Annotated in this window: 12 protein-coding genes; 4 read left to right on the top strand and 8 right to left on the bottom strand. The window is 61.8% G+C overall.

Annotated features, from left to right (window positions below):
• Positions 1-459: 459 nt before the first annotated feature.
• The 7 genes from GJB56_RS02120 to GJB56_RS02090 are packed head-to-tail and all read right to left on the bottom strand — an operon-like array spanning position 460 to position 7972.
• Complete coding sequence (locus GJB56_RS02120; protein ID WP_175413829.1) at positions 460-1065, bottom strand: 3-oxoacid CoA-transferase subunit B; 606 nt, start codon at positions 1063-1065, stop codon at positions 460-462.
• Between the two features lie 41 nt (positions 1066-1106).
• Positions 1107-1862, bottom strand: a complete 756-nt coding sequence (locus GJB56_RS02115) for a CoA transferase subunit A (RefSeq protein WP_007730192.1) — start codon at positions 1860-1862, stop codon at positions 1107-1109.
• Between the two features lie 3 nt (positions 1863-1865).
• On the bottom strand, positions 1866-2693 hold the full coding sequence (locus GJB56_RS02110; RefSeq protein ID WP_020906880.1) for an HpcH/HpaI aldolase/citrate lyase family protein: 828 nt from the start codon (positions 2691-2693) through the stop codon (positions 1866-1868).
• The gene (locus GJB56_RS02105; protein WP_047889533.1) at positions 2690-3178 is read right to left on the bottom strand and encodes a MaoC family dehydratase; all 489 of its coding nucleotides are present in this window, start codon (positions 3176-3178) and stop codon (positions 2690-2692) included. The genes GJB56_RS02110 and GJB56_RS02105 overlap by 4 nt, the downstream gene beginning before the upstream one ends.
• Positions 3175-4338 carry an acyl-CoA dehydrogenase family protein gene (locus tag GJB56_RS02100; protein ID WP_020906879.1) on the bottom strand — a complete coding sequence of 388 codons (1164 nt, stop codon included), beginning with the start codon at positions 4336-4338 and terminating at the stop codon, positions 3175-3177. Before GJB56_RS02100 ends, GJB56_RS02105 begins: the two co-directional genes overlap by 4 nt.
• On the bottom strand, positions 4338-6377 hold the full coding sequence (locus GJB56_RS02095; protein ID WP_029254902.1) for an acetyl-CoA carboxylase biotin carboxylase subunit: 2040 nt from the start codon (positions 6375-6377) through the stop codon (positions 4338-4340). The genes GJB56_RS02100 and GJB56_RS02095 overlap by 1 nt, the downstream gene beginning before the upstream one ends.
• Positions 6378-6382: 5 nt before the next feature.
• A complete protein-coding gene (locus tag GJB56_RS02090) occupies positions 6383-7972 on the bottom strand; it encodes a carboxyl transferase domain-containing protein (protein ID WP_021334316.1) in 1590 nt (529 codons plus the stop codon).
• A 98-nt stretch (positions 7973-8070) separates the two neighbouring features.
• On the opposite strand from GJB56_RS02090, the gene GJB56_RS02085 reads away from it, so the two are divergent.
• Together GJB56_RS02085 and GJB56_RS02080 are read left to right on the top strand one after the other, a co-directional pair.
• Positions 8071-8670, top strand: coding sequence for an SACE_7040 family transcriptional regulator (locus tag GJB56_RS02085; RefSeq protein WP_003941968.1), 600 nt, complete (start codon positions 8071-8073; stop codon positions 8668-8670).
• A 48-nt stretch (positions 8671-8718) separates the two neighbouring features.
• A complete protein-coding gene (locus GJB56_RS02080) occupies positions 8719-9465 on the top strand; it encodes a GTP pyrophosphokinase (protein WP_029254901.1) in 747 nt (248 codons plus the stop codon).
• Positions 9466-9622: 157 nt separating this feature from the next.
• Here GJB56_RS02080 and GJB56_RS02075 read toward each other — a convergent pair whose 3' ends face one another.
• The gene (locus GJB56_RS02075) at positions 9623-9883 is read right to left on the bottom strand and encodes a GlsB/YeaQ/YmgE family stress response membrane protein (protein WP_021334317.1); all 261 of its coding nucleotides are present in this window, start codon (positions 9881-9883) and stop codon (positions 9623-9625) included.
• Between the two features lie 188 nt (positions 9884-10071).
• Here GJB56_RS02075 and dctA point away from each other — a divergent pair, with 188 nt between their 5' ends.
• Both dctA and GJB56_RS02065 read left to right on the top strand, forming a co-directional pair.
• Positions 10072-11469 carry a C4-dicarboxylate transporter DctA gene (dctA, locus tag GJB56_RS02070; protein WP_113682407.1) on the top strand — a complete coding sequence of 466 codons (1398 nt, stop codon included), beginning with the start codon at positions 10072-10074 and terminating at the stop codon, positions 11467-11469.
• Between the two features lie 569 nt (positions 11470-12038).
• Positions 12039-12872 carry a glycosyltransferase gene (locus tag GJB56_RS02065; RefSeq protein ID WP_230091115.1) on the top strand — a complete coding sequence of 278 codons (834 nt, stop codon included), beginning with the start codon at positions 12039-12041 and terminating at the stop codon, positions 12870-12872.
• Positions 12873-12885: the final 13 nt, after the last annotated feature.

The following is a 12885-nucleotide window of genomic DNA, read 5'->3' as shown; positions in this document are numbered from 1 at the left end:
GCCCACAGCCTCTCTTCCACACCATTGCGCACCCGTGCGAGCCGAACGTCCGATTCGCAGCAGCTACCGACCTCATCCAACCTCGACGAGCCAGAACCACCCATTGTCTCCGATACATAGGTGACAAGAGAAATCCATACCCCGGTGTATCGACGGTTTTGCTGCAATTCGTTACAAATCGCCCAGCTCATCTACCCCCCGATCGCATTGCCGAAACGCACGGTTCAGACACTGTGCGCGGCATCTCCACCCCTGGAACAATCAATTTGCTGCCGACGATCTGCACCCCCATCCACATCAGTCACCTCGGACAATTTACAGGCCCCTCAGCTACTTGGTGCCCGAGCTCGAACCAGATTCGACAGTCGCTGATCGAGACTATCGGTACACGCCGACAGACCGACGAAAGAACGCGCCGACCAGCGGTCGGCGCGTTCTTTCGATTGAAGGTACGAAGCTTCAGGAAAAACCCACACCAGTCACACTCTTCAGGTGTTCACTGGTGACACCTGGAGCCAGCTCCACAAGCTCCAGCCCGTCCGCGGTGACGTCCAGCACCGCGAGGTCGGTGATGATCCGGTTGACGACGCCCTGCCCGGTGAGCGGCAGGGTGCATGTCTCGACGATCTTGGGGTTTCCGTCGCGATCGGTGTGCTCCATCACGACGATGACGCGGCGGGCACCGTGGACCAGGTCCATCGCCCCGCCCATGCCCTTGACCATCTTGCCGGGGACCATCCAGTTGGCGAGGTCACCGGTCTTCGACACCTGCATCCCGCCGAGCACCGCGGTGTCGATGTGGCCGCCGCGGATCATCCCGAACGAGAGGGCCGAGTCGAAGAACGCGGCACCAGGATTGACAGTGACGGTTTCTTTACCTGCATTGATGAGGTCGGCATCGACCTGATCATCGGTCGGATACGGTCCGGTACCGAGGATGCCGTTCTCGCTGTGCAGGACCACCTTGACACCCTCGGGCAAGTAACTGGGGATCAGCGTCGGCAGGCCGATACCGAGGTTGACGTACTCACCCGGCCGCATCTCGGCAGCAGCGCGAGCAGCCATCTCGTGGCGGGTCCAACCGATACGAGTTTCCTCTGCGCTGCTCACTTGGTACCTCCTGAGACGGTCCGCTTCTCGATCCGCTTCTCCTGTGGACCTGTGTGCACGACCCGCGCGACGAACACCCCAGGTAGGTGCACGTGCGCGGGGTCGATGTCGCCCGGCTCTACGAGGTTCTCCACCTGCGCGATGGTGATCCGGCCGGCCATGGCAGCAAGCGGGTTGAAGTTCATCGCCGTCTTGTTGAAGACGAGATTTCCTTCGGTGTCGCCGTAGTCCGCGTGCACGAGCGCAAAGTCAGCGGTGATCGCCTCTTCCAATACATACGTGCGGCCACCGAACACTGCCGTCGCCTTCGGTGGCGACGCCACGGCGATCGAACCGTCCGGGTTGTATCGCCACGGCAAGCCGCCCTCGGCGATCGGTGTGCCGACGCCGGCCGGAGTGTAGAACGCCGGGATGCCGGTACCGCCAGCTCGCAGCCGCTCGGCCAGCGTCCCCTGCGGCGTCAACTCCACTTCGAGCTCACCGGCGAGATACTGGCGGGCGAACTCCTTGTTCTCCCCCACGTACGACGCCGTCACCCTGGCGATCCGGTGCGCGCCGAGCAGAATGCCGAGACCGTAGTCGTCGACACCGCAGTTGTTGGAGAACACCTCGAGATCGGTGGCGTCGCCGTCGGCGATCGCCGCGATCAGTGCGTCGGGAATACCGCACAGCCCGAAGCCGCCCACTGCGAGCCTGGATCCGCTCGCGATGTCGGCAACTGCCTCAGCTGCCGTATTCACGACTTTGCTCATCCGTTAGTTCTCCTTCTGCTGAAAGATTCCGGCTCGGTGAAGAAGCTTCTCGGCGTGACGAAGAACGGGAGCGTCGACCATCTTGCCCTCGAACGCGAACACACCACGTTCAGTAGACACCGCGGCAAGCACTCGTGTGGCCCAGTCGATCTCTTTTTCCGAAGGTGCGAAGGCACCACGGATTACCTCGACCTGACTCGGGTGGATCGCAACCTTCACGTCGAAGCCGACTGCGACAGCATCAGCGGACTCGACGCCCAGGCCGACGAGGTCCTTGATGTCGAGATACACGGAATCGACAGCCAACCGGCCGTAGCTCTTCGCAGCCAGGAGAGACGTCGATCGGACGTGCTTGGCAACGTCGCGGTACGAACCGTTCGGGTGCCTGCTCGAATTACCGCCGAGACCGGCCACAAGATCCTCGGCTCCCCACATGACACCGATGGCGTTCGCAGCAAGCGCGATGTCGGCCACGGCGAGGGCTCCTCGCGGGGACTCGACGAGTGCAACCACGTCCGCCGGTGCGAGCGAGAGGACGTCCTCGGCCGATTCGCACTTGGACAGCATGAGACGCGAATAGTGCGTGCCGTCCAGCGCGATCAGATCGAGTTCGTGATCAGGCGTACCGACCGGATTGACGCGCACAATCGTCCGGTCCGGATCGAGAGGAGTGTCGATCAGGGCTGCACGTGCGGCTTCTTTGTCGGCCGGAGCCACCCCGTCTTCGAGATCGAGGATCACGACGTCGGCAACGGCGGCCGCCTTCGCGTAGCGCTCGGGACGATCCGCCGGGCAGAACAACCAGGCCGGCCCCGGTGGCGTCCACGTCATGAGGACACCTCGGCCGGGCGGAGCTGCACCAACGTCTTGCGCGTGGCCAGTGCGACGACATCGCCGTGCTGATTGCGCCCGGTGTGCACGAGCGTCACGATGCCTTCGCCCGGACGGCTCTTCGACTCACGCTTGTCCGCGATGAGCGTCTCGGCATACAGGGTGTCCCCGTGAAAGAGCGGCTTCGGGAAGCTGATCTCGGAGAAACCGAGGTTGGCGACGATGGTGCCCTGCGTCAACTGCGCGACCGAGAGGCCGACGATGGTCGACAGGGTGAACATCGAATTGACCAGCCGCACACCGAATTGAGTGCCTTCGCTGTACGCAGCATCAAGATGCAGCGCCTGCGTGTTCATCGTCAGAGTCGTGAACAGTACGTTGTCAGCCTCGGTCACCGTTCGGCCTGGGCGATGCTCGTAGATCGCGCCGACCTCGAACTCCTCGAACCAGAGTCCGCGCTGAGTGATCTTCCTGGGGTTCGTCACAACCCTGCCTCACGGGCGATGAGCATCAACTGCACCTCGGTGGTTCCCTCACCGATTTCGAGGATCTTGCTGTCACGGTAGTGGCGCGCGACGGCGTACTCGTTCATGAAGCCGTATCCGCCGTGGATCTGGGTGGCGTCGCGGGCGTTGTCCATGGCAGCTTCGGAGGAGATGAGCTTGGCGATGGACGCCTGCTTCTTGAACGGCTTGCCCGACAACATGAGTGCGGCCGCGTCGTAGTACGCGGTACGTGCGACGTGGGCGCGGGCCTCCATACGCGCGATCTTGAACGCGATGGCCTGGTTGTGTCCGATCGGCCGACCGAACGCCTCGCGCTCCTTCGCGTACTTGATCGACTCGTCGACGCAGCCCTGGGCGGCACCGACGCTCAGCGCCGAAATAGCGATTCGGCCTTCGTCGAGGATGCGCAGGAAGTTCGCGTAGCCGCGGCCACGCTCACCGAGCAGATTCTCTTCGGGGACGCGAACATCGGCGAACGTGAGGGGATGGGTGTCGGATGCGTTCCAGCCGACCTTGTTGTACGCGGGCTCGGCCGTGAAGCCGGGGGTCGTTGTCGGTACCAGGATGGTCGAGATCTCCTTCTTGCCACCGTCCTTGACACCCGTGACCGCGGTGACCGTCACGAGCTTGGTGATGTCGGTGCCCGAGTTGGTGATGAACTGCTTGTTGCCGTTGATGATCCACTCACCGCTGTCGAACTTCGCGGTGGTCTTGGTGCCGCCGGCGTCGCTACCCGCACCCGGCTCGGTCAGGCCGAAAGCAGCCAACGACTTTCCGCTGGTGAGCTGCGGGAGCCACTCTTCCTTCTGCGCCTCGTTGCCGAAACGGTAGATCGGCATGGCGCCGAGGGACACACCAGCTTCGAGAGTGATCGCGACGCTCTGGTCGACCTTGCCCAGCTCTTCGAGCGCCAGGCAGAGTGCGAAGTAGTCGCCGCCCATTCCGCCGTACTCCTCGGGGAACGGCAGGCCGAACAGTCCCATGTCGGCCATCCCGGCCACTACCTCGTACGGGAAGGTGTGGTTGGCGTCGTGCTCGGCAGCAACCGGTGCCACGACGGTCTTCGCGAAATCCGCAACAGTCTTGGCGAGCTGCTGGTATTCGTCCGGAAGCGCTCCGGTGGCAAGGTAATCGGACATCAGGCGTCTTCCTTCTGCGTCGTGTTCTCGGTCTTTTCTTCTGCAGTCTCTTCGTCCGCGACAGGTACCACGCGGGCCAGAACCTGATCCACCATCACCTGATCGCCCTGACGGACAAGCACTTCCACGATCCCGTCGATCGGGGACGTCAAGGAGTGCTCCATCTTCATGGCCTCGACAACGACGAGTGGTTGTCCCGCGCTCACTGCCGCGCCGTTCTCGACGTTGACTGCGATGACGGCACCGGGCATGGGGCTGGCGATTTCGGCGTCACCGGCATGCTTGTCCTCACCGCGAACGCTGACTTCGGCAACCTCGCGCACGTGCCAGGTTCCGCCGCCTGCCAGCCACAGACCACCATCGGTCTCGGCGACGACAAACGTGCGTCGGCGTCCGTCGATCACTACCGCCAGTTCGGATCCTGTCAGGGTCGCGCTGAATGCGCGCGGCTGTGAACCTTCGACCTCGACCTTTGCATCGGCGGGAACGCCGACGATCGCAACGTGCGACGTTCGGGTGCCGGCGGCGAGCCTGATGCTGGTCGGAGCGGGAGTTCCGACGCGCCATCCACTCGGGACGTCCCAGGGATCAACGGATTCCGAAGTCGTCCATCGCGAGAGCCAGCGATACGCCGCGGCAGCAATGAGAACCTCGTCGGAGGCATCGGCCGCGACAAAGTCTTCGACGCGACGATCGAGCAGACCGGTGTCGAGGTTGCCCGCGATCACATCCGGATCAGCGAGGAGGAATCGTGCGAACTCGATGTTGGTCACGACTCCGAGCACTGCGGTGTCACCGAGTGCGCGATCGAGCTTGCGCAGTGCGCCTGCGCGGTCGGGAGCATGGGCGATGACTTTGCTGAGCATCGGGTCGTAGTCACTGCCGACGACGGTGCCCGCGAGCAGTCCGGAATCGACGCGCACGCCGGAACCTGACGGCTCGACCAGATCGACGACGCGGCCGCCGGTCGGCAGGAACCCACGGCCCGGATCCTCCGCGTACACACGAGCTTCGATAGCGTGCCCGGTCAGTGTGATGTCGCTCTGGGAGAAGGCCAACTTCTCCCCTGCTGCCACACGAACCTGCCATTCGACCAGATCCAGTCCGGTCACCATTTCGGTGACGGGGTGCTCGACCTGCAGGCGGGTGTTCATCTCCATGAAGAAGAACTCGTCCGGCTTGTCGGCGGAGACGATGAACTCGACAGTGCCGGCGCCGGTGTAATCGACGCTTCGAGCGGTGTTGCAGGCTGCCGCGCCGATCCGGTCACGGGTCACCTGATCGAGCAGCGGCGACGGAGCCTCTTCGATGACCTTCTGGTGACGCCGCTGCAGGCTGCATTCGCGCTCACCCAGGTGAACGACGTTGCCGTGCTGGTCGGCGAGAACCTGGACCTCGATGTGCCGGGGCCGCAGGACGAATCGCTCGAGGAACAGGGTGTCGTCGCCGAACGACGACGCGGCCTCACGGCGGGCACTGCGAAGAGCCTCGGCCAGATTGGCCGGATCCTCGACCAGACGCATTCCCTTGCCACCGCCGCCTGCCGAAGGCTTGACCAACACCGGGTAGCCGATGTCCTCGGCCGCTGCGATCAGTTCTTCGTCGGTCAGATTCGGGCGAGCGATACCCGGGACCACCGGCACGTCGAACGCGGCAACCGCGTTCTTCGCGGTGATCTTGTCGCCCATCACCTCGATAGCCCGCTCGGAGGGGCCGAGGAAGGCGATTCCGGCGGCCGCGCAAGCAGCCGAGAACGCCGAGTTCTCCGACAGGAAGCCGTAACCGGGGTGAATACCCTGAGCACCGGTGGACTTGGCAGCGTCGATCACCTTGTCGATGACGAGGTAGCTTTCACGCGCCGCGGCCGGTCCGATGTTGACGGCAGTGTCGGCCTCGCGGACGTGGCGAGCATTCGCATCGGCGTCGCTGTAGACGGCGACGCTGCGAATTCCCAACTCACGCAACGTGCGGATCACGCGAACCGCGATCTCACCGCGGTTGGCCACGAGAACAGTATCGATAGTGCGCAACTCAGTCATTTCGCTCACATCCGGAAGACGCCGTAGGAGACCGGCTCGATCGGTGCGTTTGCGCACACCGAAAGGGCCAGGCCGAGAACAGTTCTGGTATCGGCGGGATCGATGACACCGTCATCCCACAGCCGCGCAGTGGAGTAGTACGGATTGCCCTGAGCCTCGTACTGCTCACGGATCGGCGCCTTGAACGACTCTTCGTCCTCGGCCGACCACGGATTGCCCGCACTGTCGAGCTGCTCGCTACGAACCGTCGAGAGCACCGAAGCTGCCTGCTCGCCGCCCATGACCGAGATGCGCGCGTTCGGCCACATCCACAGGAAGCGAGGTGAATACGCGCGTCCACACATGGAGTAGTTGCCGGCGCCGTACGAGCCGCCGATGACGACTGTCAGCTTGGGGACCCGTGCACACGCGACTGCCGTGACCATCTTGGCGCCGTGCTTGGCGATACCGCCGGCCTCGTAGTCGCGTCCCACCATGAAGCCCGCGATGTTCTGCAGGAACAGCAGCGGCACACTGCGCTTGTCGCACAGTTCGATGAAATGTGCTCCCTTCATGGCGGATTCACCGAAGAGCACGCCGTTGTTGGCGATGATGCCGACCGGGTGGCCCTCGATGTGCGCGAAACCGGTGACGAGCGTCTTGCCGTATTCAGCCTTGAACTCCTGGAACGCGCCACCGTCGACGAGCTTGGTGATCACCTCGTGCACGTCGTACGGAGTACGGGGATCGGTCGGGACGACGTCGTACAGCTCGCTCTGATCGGCGACGGGCGGAACCGTGGAGATGACGTCCCACGGGCGCTCGGAGCGGGGGCCGAGCGTGGCAATGATGTTGCGCACGATACGAAGTGCGTCGCGGTCGTCCTCGGCCAGGTGGTCGGTGACGCCGGAAACCTTGGAGTGCAGGTCGCCGCCGCCGAGCTCTTCTGCCGTCACGATCTCACCGGTGGCTGCCTTCACCAGCGGCGGGCCGCCGAGGAAGATGGTGCCCTGGTTGCGGACGATCACTGCTTCGTCGCTCATCGCGGGCACGTAAGCGCCGCCCGCGGTGCACGAACCGAGAACTGCGGCGATCTGGGGAATCCCCTTGGCGCTCATGGTCGCCTGGTTGTAGAAGATCCGGCCGAAGTGCTCACGGTCCGGGAAGACCTCGTCCTGGCGCGGCAGGAAGGCGCCGCCGGAGTCGACGAGGTAGATGCATGGAAGGTTGTTCTGCAGCGCAACTTCCTGCGCGCGCAGGTGCTTCTTCACCGTCATCGGGTAGTACGTGCCGCCCTTGACCGTTGCGTCATTGGCAACGATGACGCACTCCCGGCCCGACACACGGCCGATACCGGTGATGACGCCGGCGCCGGGGCACTCGTCGTCGTACAGGCCGTTGGCCGCCAGCGGCGACAACTCGAGGAACGGGCTGCCCTGGTCGAGCAGCGAGTCGACGCGATCTCGCGGCAGCAGTTTCCCTCTGCTCACGTGGCGCTCGCGAGAACGCTCGTTGCCACCCAGCGCTGCTTGCGCCAGTTTCTTCTTCAGTTCGTCCACCAGAACGGTGTGATCGGACCGGTAGCCCGATCCTTGCGTGATTCCACTGGGAGTCATCCCGCCGCCTTCGCCATGAGTTAATGCTCGATAACTGAAACTAGATTAACTATGATTAACTGAGTTGTCCAGAACACAAGCGAAGAAAGATCGAGAGAATGACCTCTGAGCAGGTAGCAGCTCCGACGCGACGCGATCAGATGAAGGCCGACCGTCGTCGTCAGCTCTTGGATGCCGCCGCACGGTTGATCGCCGAACGCGGATTCGTGAGTGTGCGACTCGAAGACCTCGGCGCGGCCGTCGGTATCAGCGGCCCGGCCGTGTACCGGCATTTCCCCAACAAGGATGCCGTCCTCGTGGAACTTCTCGTCGGCATCAGCACGCGCCTGCACGAAGGCGGTTCTGCGGCAGCGGAGGCAGCGGACTCACCGAGCGCCGCTCTCGACGCACTAGTGGAGTTCCACCTCGACTTCGCGCTCGGCGAGCCGGACCTGATCCGCATCCAGGACCGCGACCTCGAAAGCCTGCCGGCCGACGCCCGTCGACAGGTGCGCCAAACGCAGCGCAAGTACGTCGAGGTGTGGGTCGGAGTCCTCGAGCAACTCGATCCCCAGCTCGACCAGGCGGATGCCCGCATCAAAGCGCATGCCACTTTCGGACTGATCAACTCGACCCCTCACAGCGCCAACCCAGCTTCGCCGGCACGCGCACGTCGCGTCCTGCGGGATATGACGCTCGCCGCACTGCGCACCCACTGAAACCGGACACGGCACAATCGGTGGCAGACTGGTTACACCAGCTAACAGATGAGGGTGCCGAACGTGGAAGACAGCAGTGGGGTCAGCAGAGCCGATTTCGCCGAACTGCGGACCGAGTTCTCCCGCTTCATGATGTTGTACCAATTCGGAATCTCCGAACTGATGACCAAGGTGAACATCCTCAAGGACGAGTTCACTCACATCAATCAGTACAGCCCCATCGAACACGTGACGTCACGGGTCAAGTCGCCGGACAGCATCCTGCGTAAGGCTCAACGACTGAACATCCCGCTCACGATCGACGACATCGCGAAGAACATCTTCGACATCGCCGGCGTGCGCATCACCTGCAGCTTCATTTCCGACACGTACCGGATCGCCGAGATGCTCACCAGTCAGACGGACCTTCGGGTGATCGAGCGAGAGGACTACATCGCCGATCCGAAACCCAACGGCTACAAGAGCTTGCACCTGATCGTCGAGGTCCCGGTTTTCATGAGCGACCGCGTCCGGCACGTACCGATCGAACTCCAGATCCGCACCATCGCGATGGATTTCTGGGCGAGCCTCGAGCACAAGATCTATTACAAGTACAACCGCGAGGTTCCCGTCGAGCTCCTCGACGAACTCACCGAGGCTGCTGCCGCGGCACACCGCCTCGACGTCAAGATGGAACGCCTCAACGACGAGTTCGCGAAAATCAAAGCGCTACCGCATCCCGACGACGAAATCCTCGAGCAGGATCTGCCGGCGCAGTTCCTCGAGGCGCTTCATCTTCAGCGACGGGCGCTCTGAATTTACAGCGACCCTCCCCTGAGCGAACGCGCCTTTCGGCGCATCTGAGGCGACGAGAGTGCCGTTCGCTCACAACTGGGGTCGGACAACTAGGGCAAACCAAAAGTGCGCCCTCCCGAACTTCGGGAGGGCGCACTTCGCGAATCGCGTTGGCTTGCTATTTCTTGCCCGTGACGGCGCTGTAGCCGATCGAGAGCACGGCCGCCGCGGCGATGCTGATGATCCAGCGGATCCAGTCGATTCCACCCGTGTCGCCCTTGTCCGAGATCGCTCCCCAGACCCAGTACCCGATAAGCGCTCCGGCGACACCGAGGACGACGGTGATGATCATGCCGTACTGCTGCTTACCTGGCAGTACGAGACGAGCCAGGATTCCGATGACTGCGCCGAAAATGATGGTTCCGATAATTTGCCCCATGACAGCCCCTCTCACACGTCGTGCATGCACGCGGACGGAAGATCACCGCTCAGGGAAACAATAACCACAGTCACACACAACTGTCGCTTGTTGACCGAATTGTTGTCCGAGATGCAACCTCGACGCGTTACATCCACGACATTCGCGAGTTATTTTTTCGCAATCAAGCAGACCTACCGTTCCCATCCATGCCAACTTCCGTAAAACTGCCGAACAGCGAGCTCGCGCGACTCGCCAACAAGCCGCCCTGGTACCGATCACTGTTCGTGCAATTGATCGCCGCTATCGTCATCGGCGTTCTCATCGGCTGGTTGTGGCCGGAATTCGGCGCGAATCTCAAGCCCCTCGCCGACGGCTTCATCAAGCTGATCAAAATGCTGATCGCGCCGATCATCTTCTGCACCGTCGTGATCGGGATAGCTCACGTCGGGGATCTGAAGGCCGTGGGGCGTATCGGCGTCAAAGCACTCATCTACTTCGAGGTGGTGACCACCTTCGCCCTGTTGTTCGGGCTGCTCATCGGAAATCTGATGAAGCCGGGTGCGGGATTCAACATCGATCCGGAGACGCTGGCGAACGGTGCGGACGCCGTGGCCGCCAAGACTGGAAGCGGCGAGCTTCCCCACACCGTGGAATTCCTGCTCAATATCATTCCGGTGTCGATAGTTTCGGCCTTCGCCGAGAACGCACTCCTCCAAGTCCTCTTCTTCGCCGTACTGTTCGGGCTCGCCTTGGCCAAGGCAGGCGAGAGTGGACCACCAATCGTGTTCGAACTCGTCGATCGTCTGAGCCATCTGTTCTTCACGATCATCGGCTGGATCATGAGACTGGCGCCGTTGGGCGCTTTGGGCGCGATGGCGTACATCGTCGGCCAGTACGGGATCGCTTCGCTCGGAAGTTACGGAAAGCTGATCGCCGCATGCTATCTCGCGGCCGTCCTGTTCATCCTCATCCTGGCGGCGATAGTCAGGTACTTCGCGGGCGTGAATCTGTGGAAGTTCGTCAAGTACATCAAGGACGAACTCTTCCTCGCGTTGGGAACGGCGTCGACCGAAGTAGTTCTGCCCCGAATCATGGTCAAGCTCACCAACGCCGGATGCTCGCGCACTACAACAGGATTGGTGGTGCCTACCGGCTACTCGTTCAATCTCGACGGCGCGACGCTGTACCTGTCGATCTGCATGCTGTTTCTGGCTCAGGCACTCGGCGTGGACCTGACACTCGGTGAACAGATCACTGCCGTCCTGGTACTGATGCTCACGTCGAAGGGAATGGCCGGCGTGCCGGGATCGTCATTCCTGGCACTGTCCGCCACCGTGGCCGCAATCGGTCACGGCGCAATTCCGGTTGCCGCAGTCGCCCTCCTACTGGGCGCCGATCGAATCATGGACTCGATGCGAGTCTCGGTGAACCTGCTCGGGAATTGTGTCGCGACCTTCGTGGTCGCGAATTGGGAGGGGCAGCTCGACAAGGAGCGCATGCGCCGAGTGCTCGACGGAGAAGACGTTCCACCGCTCGAGGAAGTCGATCCGATCACCGGGAAAACTGTTCCGGCACCCGAAGCCGAGGGCGCCGTGCCCCGTTGAGGAGATGGTGCCCACCGGCTGCGCGTCGGAATCGGTGCTGAAGGTTCGCGGGGACGTACTTGACCGGAATACTCAGACCAGCACGCCCGAACGCAAATATTTGCAGGGAGTGGCGAGCTTGCCGACTAAGGACTGGTGAATTCACAGATATTCCACGTGCGCTGGGCTAACTCGGCACCAGGGAAAGCATCCTCCACTATCTCAATATTGCTACGCGGTTGCCATTGTTCAGATCCGAAGATCAGCGAACTGCCAGCATTATGTTTGCCGAAAATAGAAGGACTAAAGTCCACTGTTCAGCCGACAAACAGACTCGAGTGAGCAAAGAATCAAACATTGCGGAAACCATTCTTCCGAACACAGAAACGCGCATCTAGCTGCACTTATGTCGACTCCTCGACGGAGTGGGCATTTGCAAAAATGACCGAAATCTCACCACTCCAAATTGCCGAAACGGACACCCATTGCTATCGTAACCTTTGCGAAGGACTGGACTAATTGCCCAGCAAAGGAGCCAAGTGACCGAGTCCATGCAAGAAATTGAACACTTGTCCACTAATCGACTCTCCGTGGTTGTTCCAGTATTCAACGAAGAAAACTCCCTTTCGAACTGCATCGAGCGCTTACTGATCCAGTCCGAAATCGACGAGATTCTGGTCGTCGACAACAACTCGACGGACAGCACCGCATCGATCATTCACAAGTTCGCCGAGAAGCACGACCGAGTGAGATATGTCTTCGAGGCCCGGCAAGGCGTCGTTCATGCGCGGAACGCCGGCTTCGACGCCTCGACCGGCAACATCATCGGTCGGATCGACGCAGACACGCGGGTCCAACCGGGATGGGCCCGTGCGGTCAAAGGTTTCTTCCAGCGCAGCACTGCGCATTCAGCGGTCGCCGGACTCACCTATCTCTTCGAATCGCCGTTTGCCCGAATCCACCGTTTCGCACTGGACCGTCAGGTCAAGCAGGGAAAGTTCGATTGCGAACGTCAAGTACTTGCTGTCGCCGGAGCAAACATGGCGATCAGAAAAAGCGCATGGCTGGCCGTCCGCGAGCGAGTCAGCGACCGGCCGGACATCCACGAAGATATCGACCTTTCACTGTGCCTTCGGAAGGAAGGGATGACGATCGGTCAGATCGCCGACATGCGAGCAGAAACGTCCGGTCGACGCGGTGAAACCCCTCCGTTGGAGTACCTGAAGTACAACCAGGCATCCGAATCGGTTTTGCACCTTCACAACATCATGAATTGGCGCCTCAAACTGACAATCTGGGGCGACTCGATGCTCCACGCGCTCGTGTGGCCCGTTTACCGCCTCTACAACTTCGAGCAGGAGCGCCTGGAGTTCAGGCGCTTGTTTGGCAGATCGCAGGGTCGAATCATGCCGGTTCACCAGTAGCCCATCGATTTCG

Source organism: Rhodococcus sp. AQ5-07 (assembly GCF_009707305.1).
GTDB lineage: Bacteria > Actinomycetota > Actinomycetes > Mycobacteriales > Mycobacteriaceae > Rhodococcus_F > Rhodococcus_F erythropolis.
This window is presented reverse-complemented; position numbering and strand designations above follow the sequence as displayed.

Excerpts from the sequence above, each read along its gene's own strand:
- GJB56_RS02120 (WP_175413829.1), bottom strand. The coding sequence starts at position 1,065 with ATGGCTGCTCGCGCTGCTGCCGAGATGCGGCCGGGTGAGTACGTCAAC.
- GJB56_RS02075 (WP_021334317.1), bottom strand. The coding sequence starts at position 9,883 with ATGGGGCAAATTATCGGAACCATCATTTTCGGCGCAGTCATCGGAATC.
- GJB56_RS02095 (WP_029254902.1), bottom strand. The coding sequence starts at position 6,377 with ATGACTGAGTTGCGCACTATCGATACTGTTCTCGTGGCCAACCGCGGT.
- GJB56_RS02080 (WP_029254901.1), top strand. The coding sequence starts at position 8,719 with ATGAGGGTGCCGAACGTGGAAGACAGCAGTGGGGTCAGCAGAGCCGAT.
- GJB56_RS02100 (WP_020906879.1), bottom strand. The coding sequence starts at position 4,338 with ATGTCCGATTACCTTGCCACCGGAGCGCTTCCGGACGAATACCAGCAG.
- GJB56_RS02110 (WP_020906880.1), bottom strand. The coding sequence starts at position 2,693 with ATGACGTGGACGCCACCGGGGCCGGCCTGGTTGTTCTGCCCGGCGGAT.
- dctA (WP_113682407.1), top strand. The coding sequence starts at position 10,072 with ATGCCAACTTCCGTAAAACTGCCGAACAGCGAGCTCGCGCGACTCGCC.
- GJB56_RS02085 (WP_003941968.1), top strand. The coding sequence starts at position 8,071 with ATGACCTCTGAGCAGGTAGCAGCTCCGACGCGACGCGATCAGATGAAG.
- GJB56_RS02115 (WP_007730192.1), bottom strand. The coding sequence starts at position 1,862 with ATGAGCAAAGTCGTGAATACGGCAGCTGAGGCAGTTGCCGACATCGCG.
- GJB56_RS02090 (WP_021334316.1), bottom strand. The coding sequence starts at position 7,972 with ATGACTCCCAGTGGAATCACGCAAGGATCGGGCTACCGGTCCGATCAC.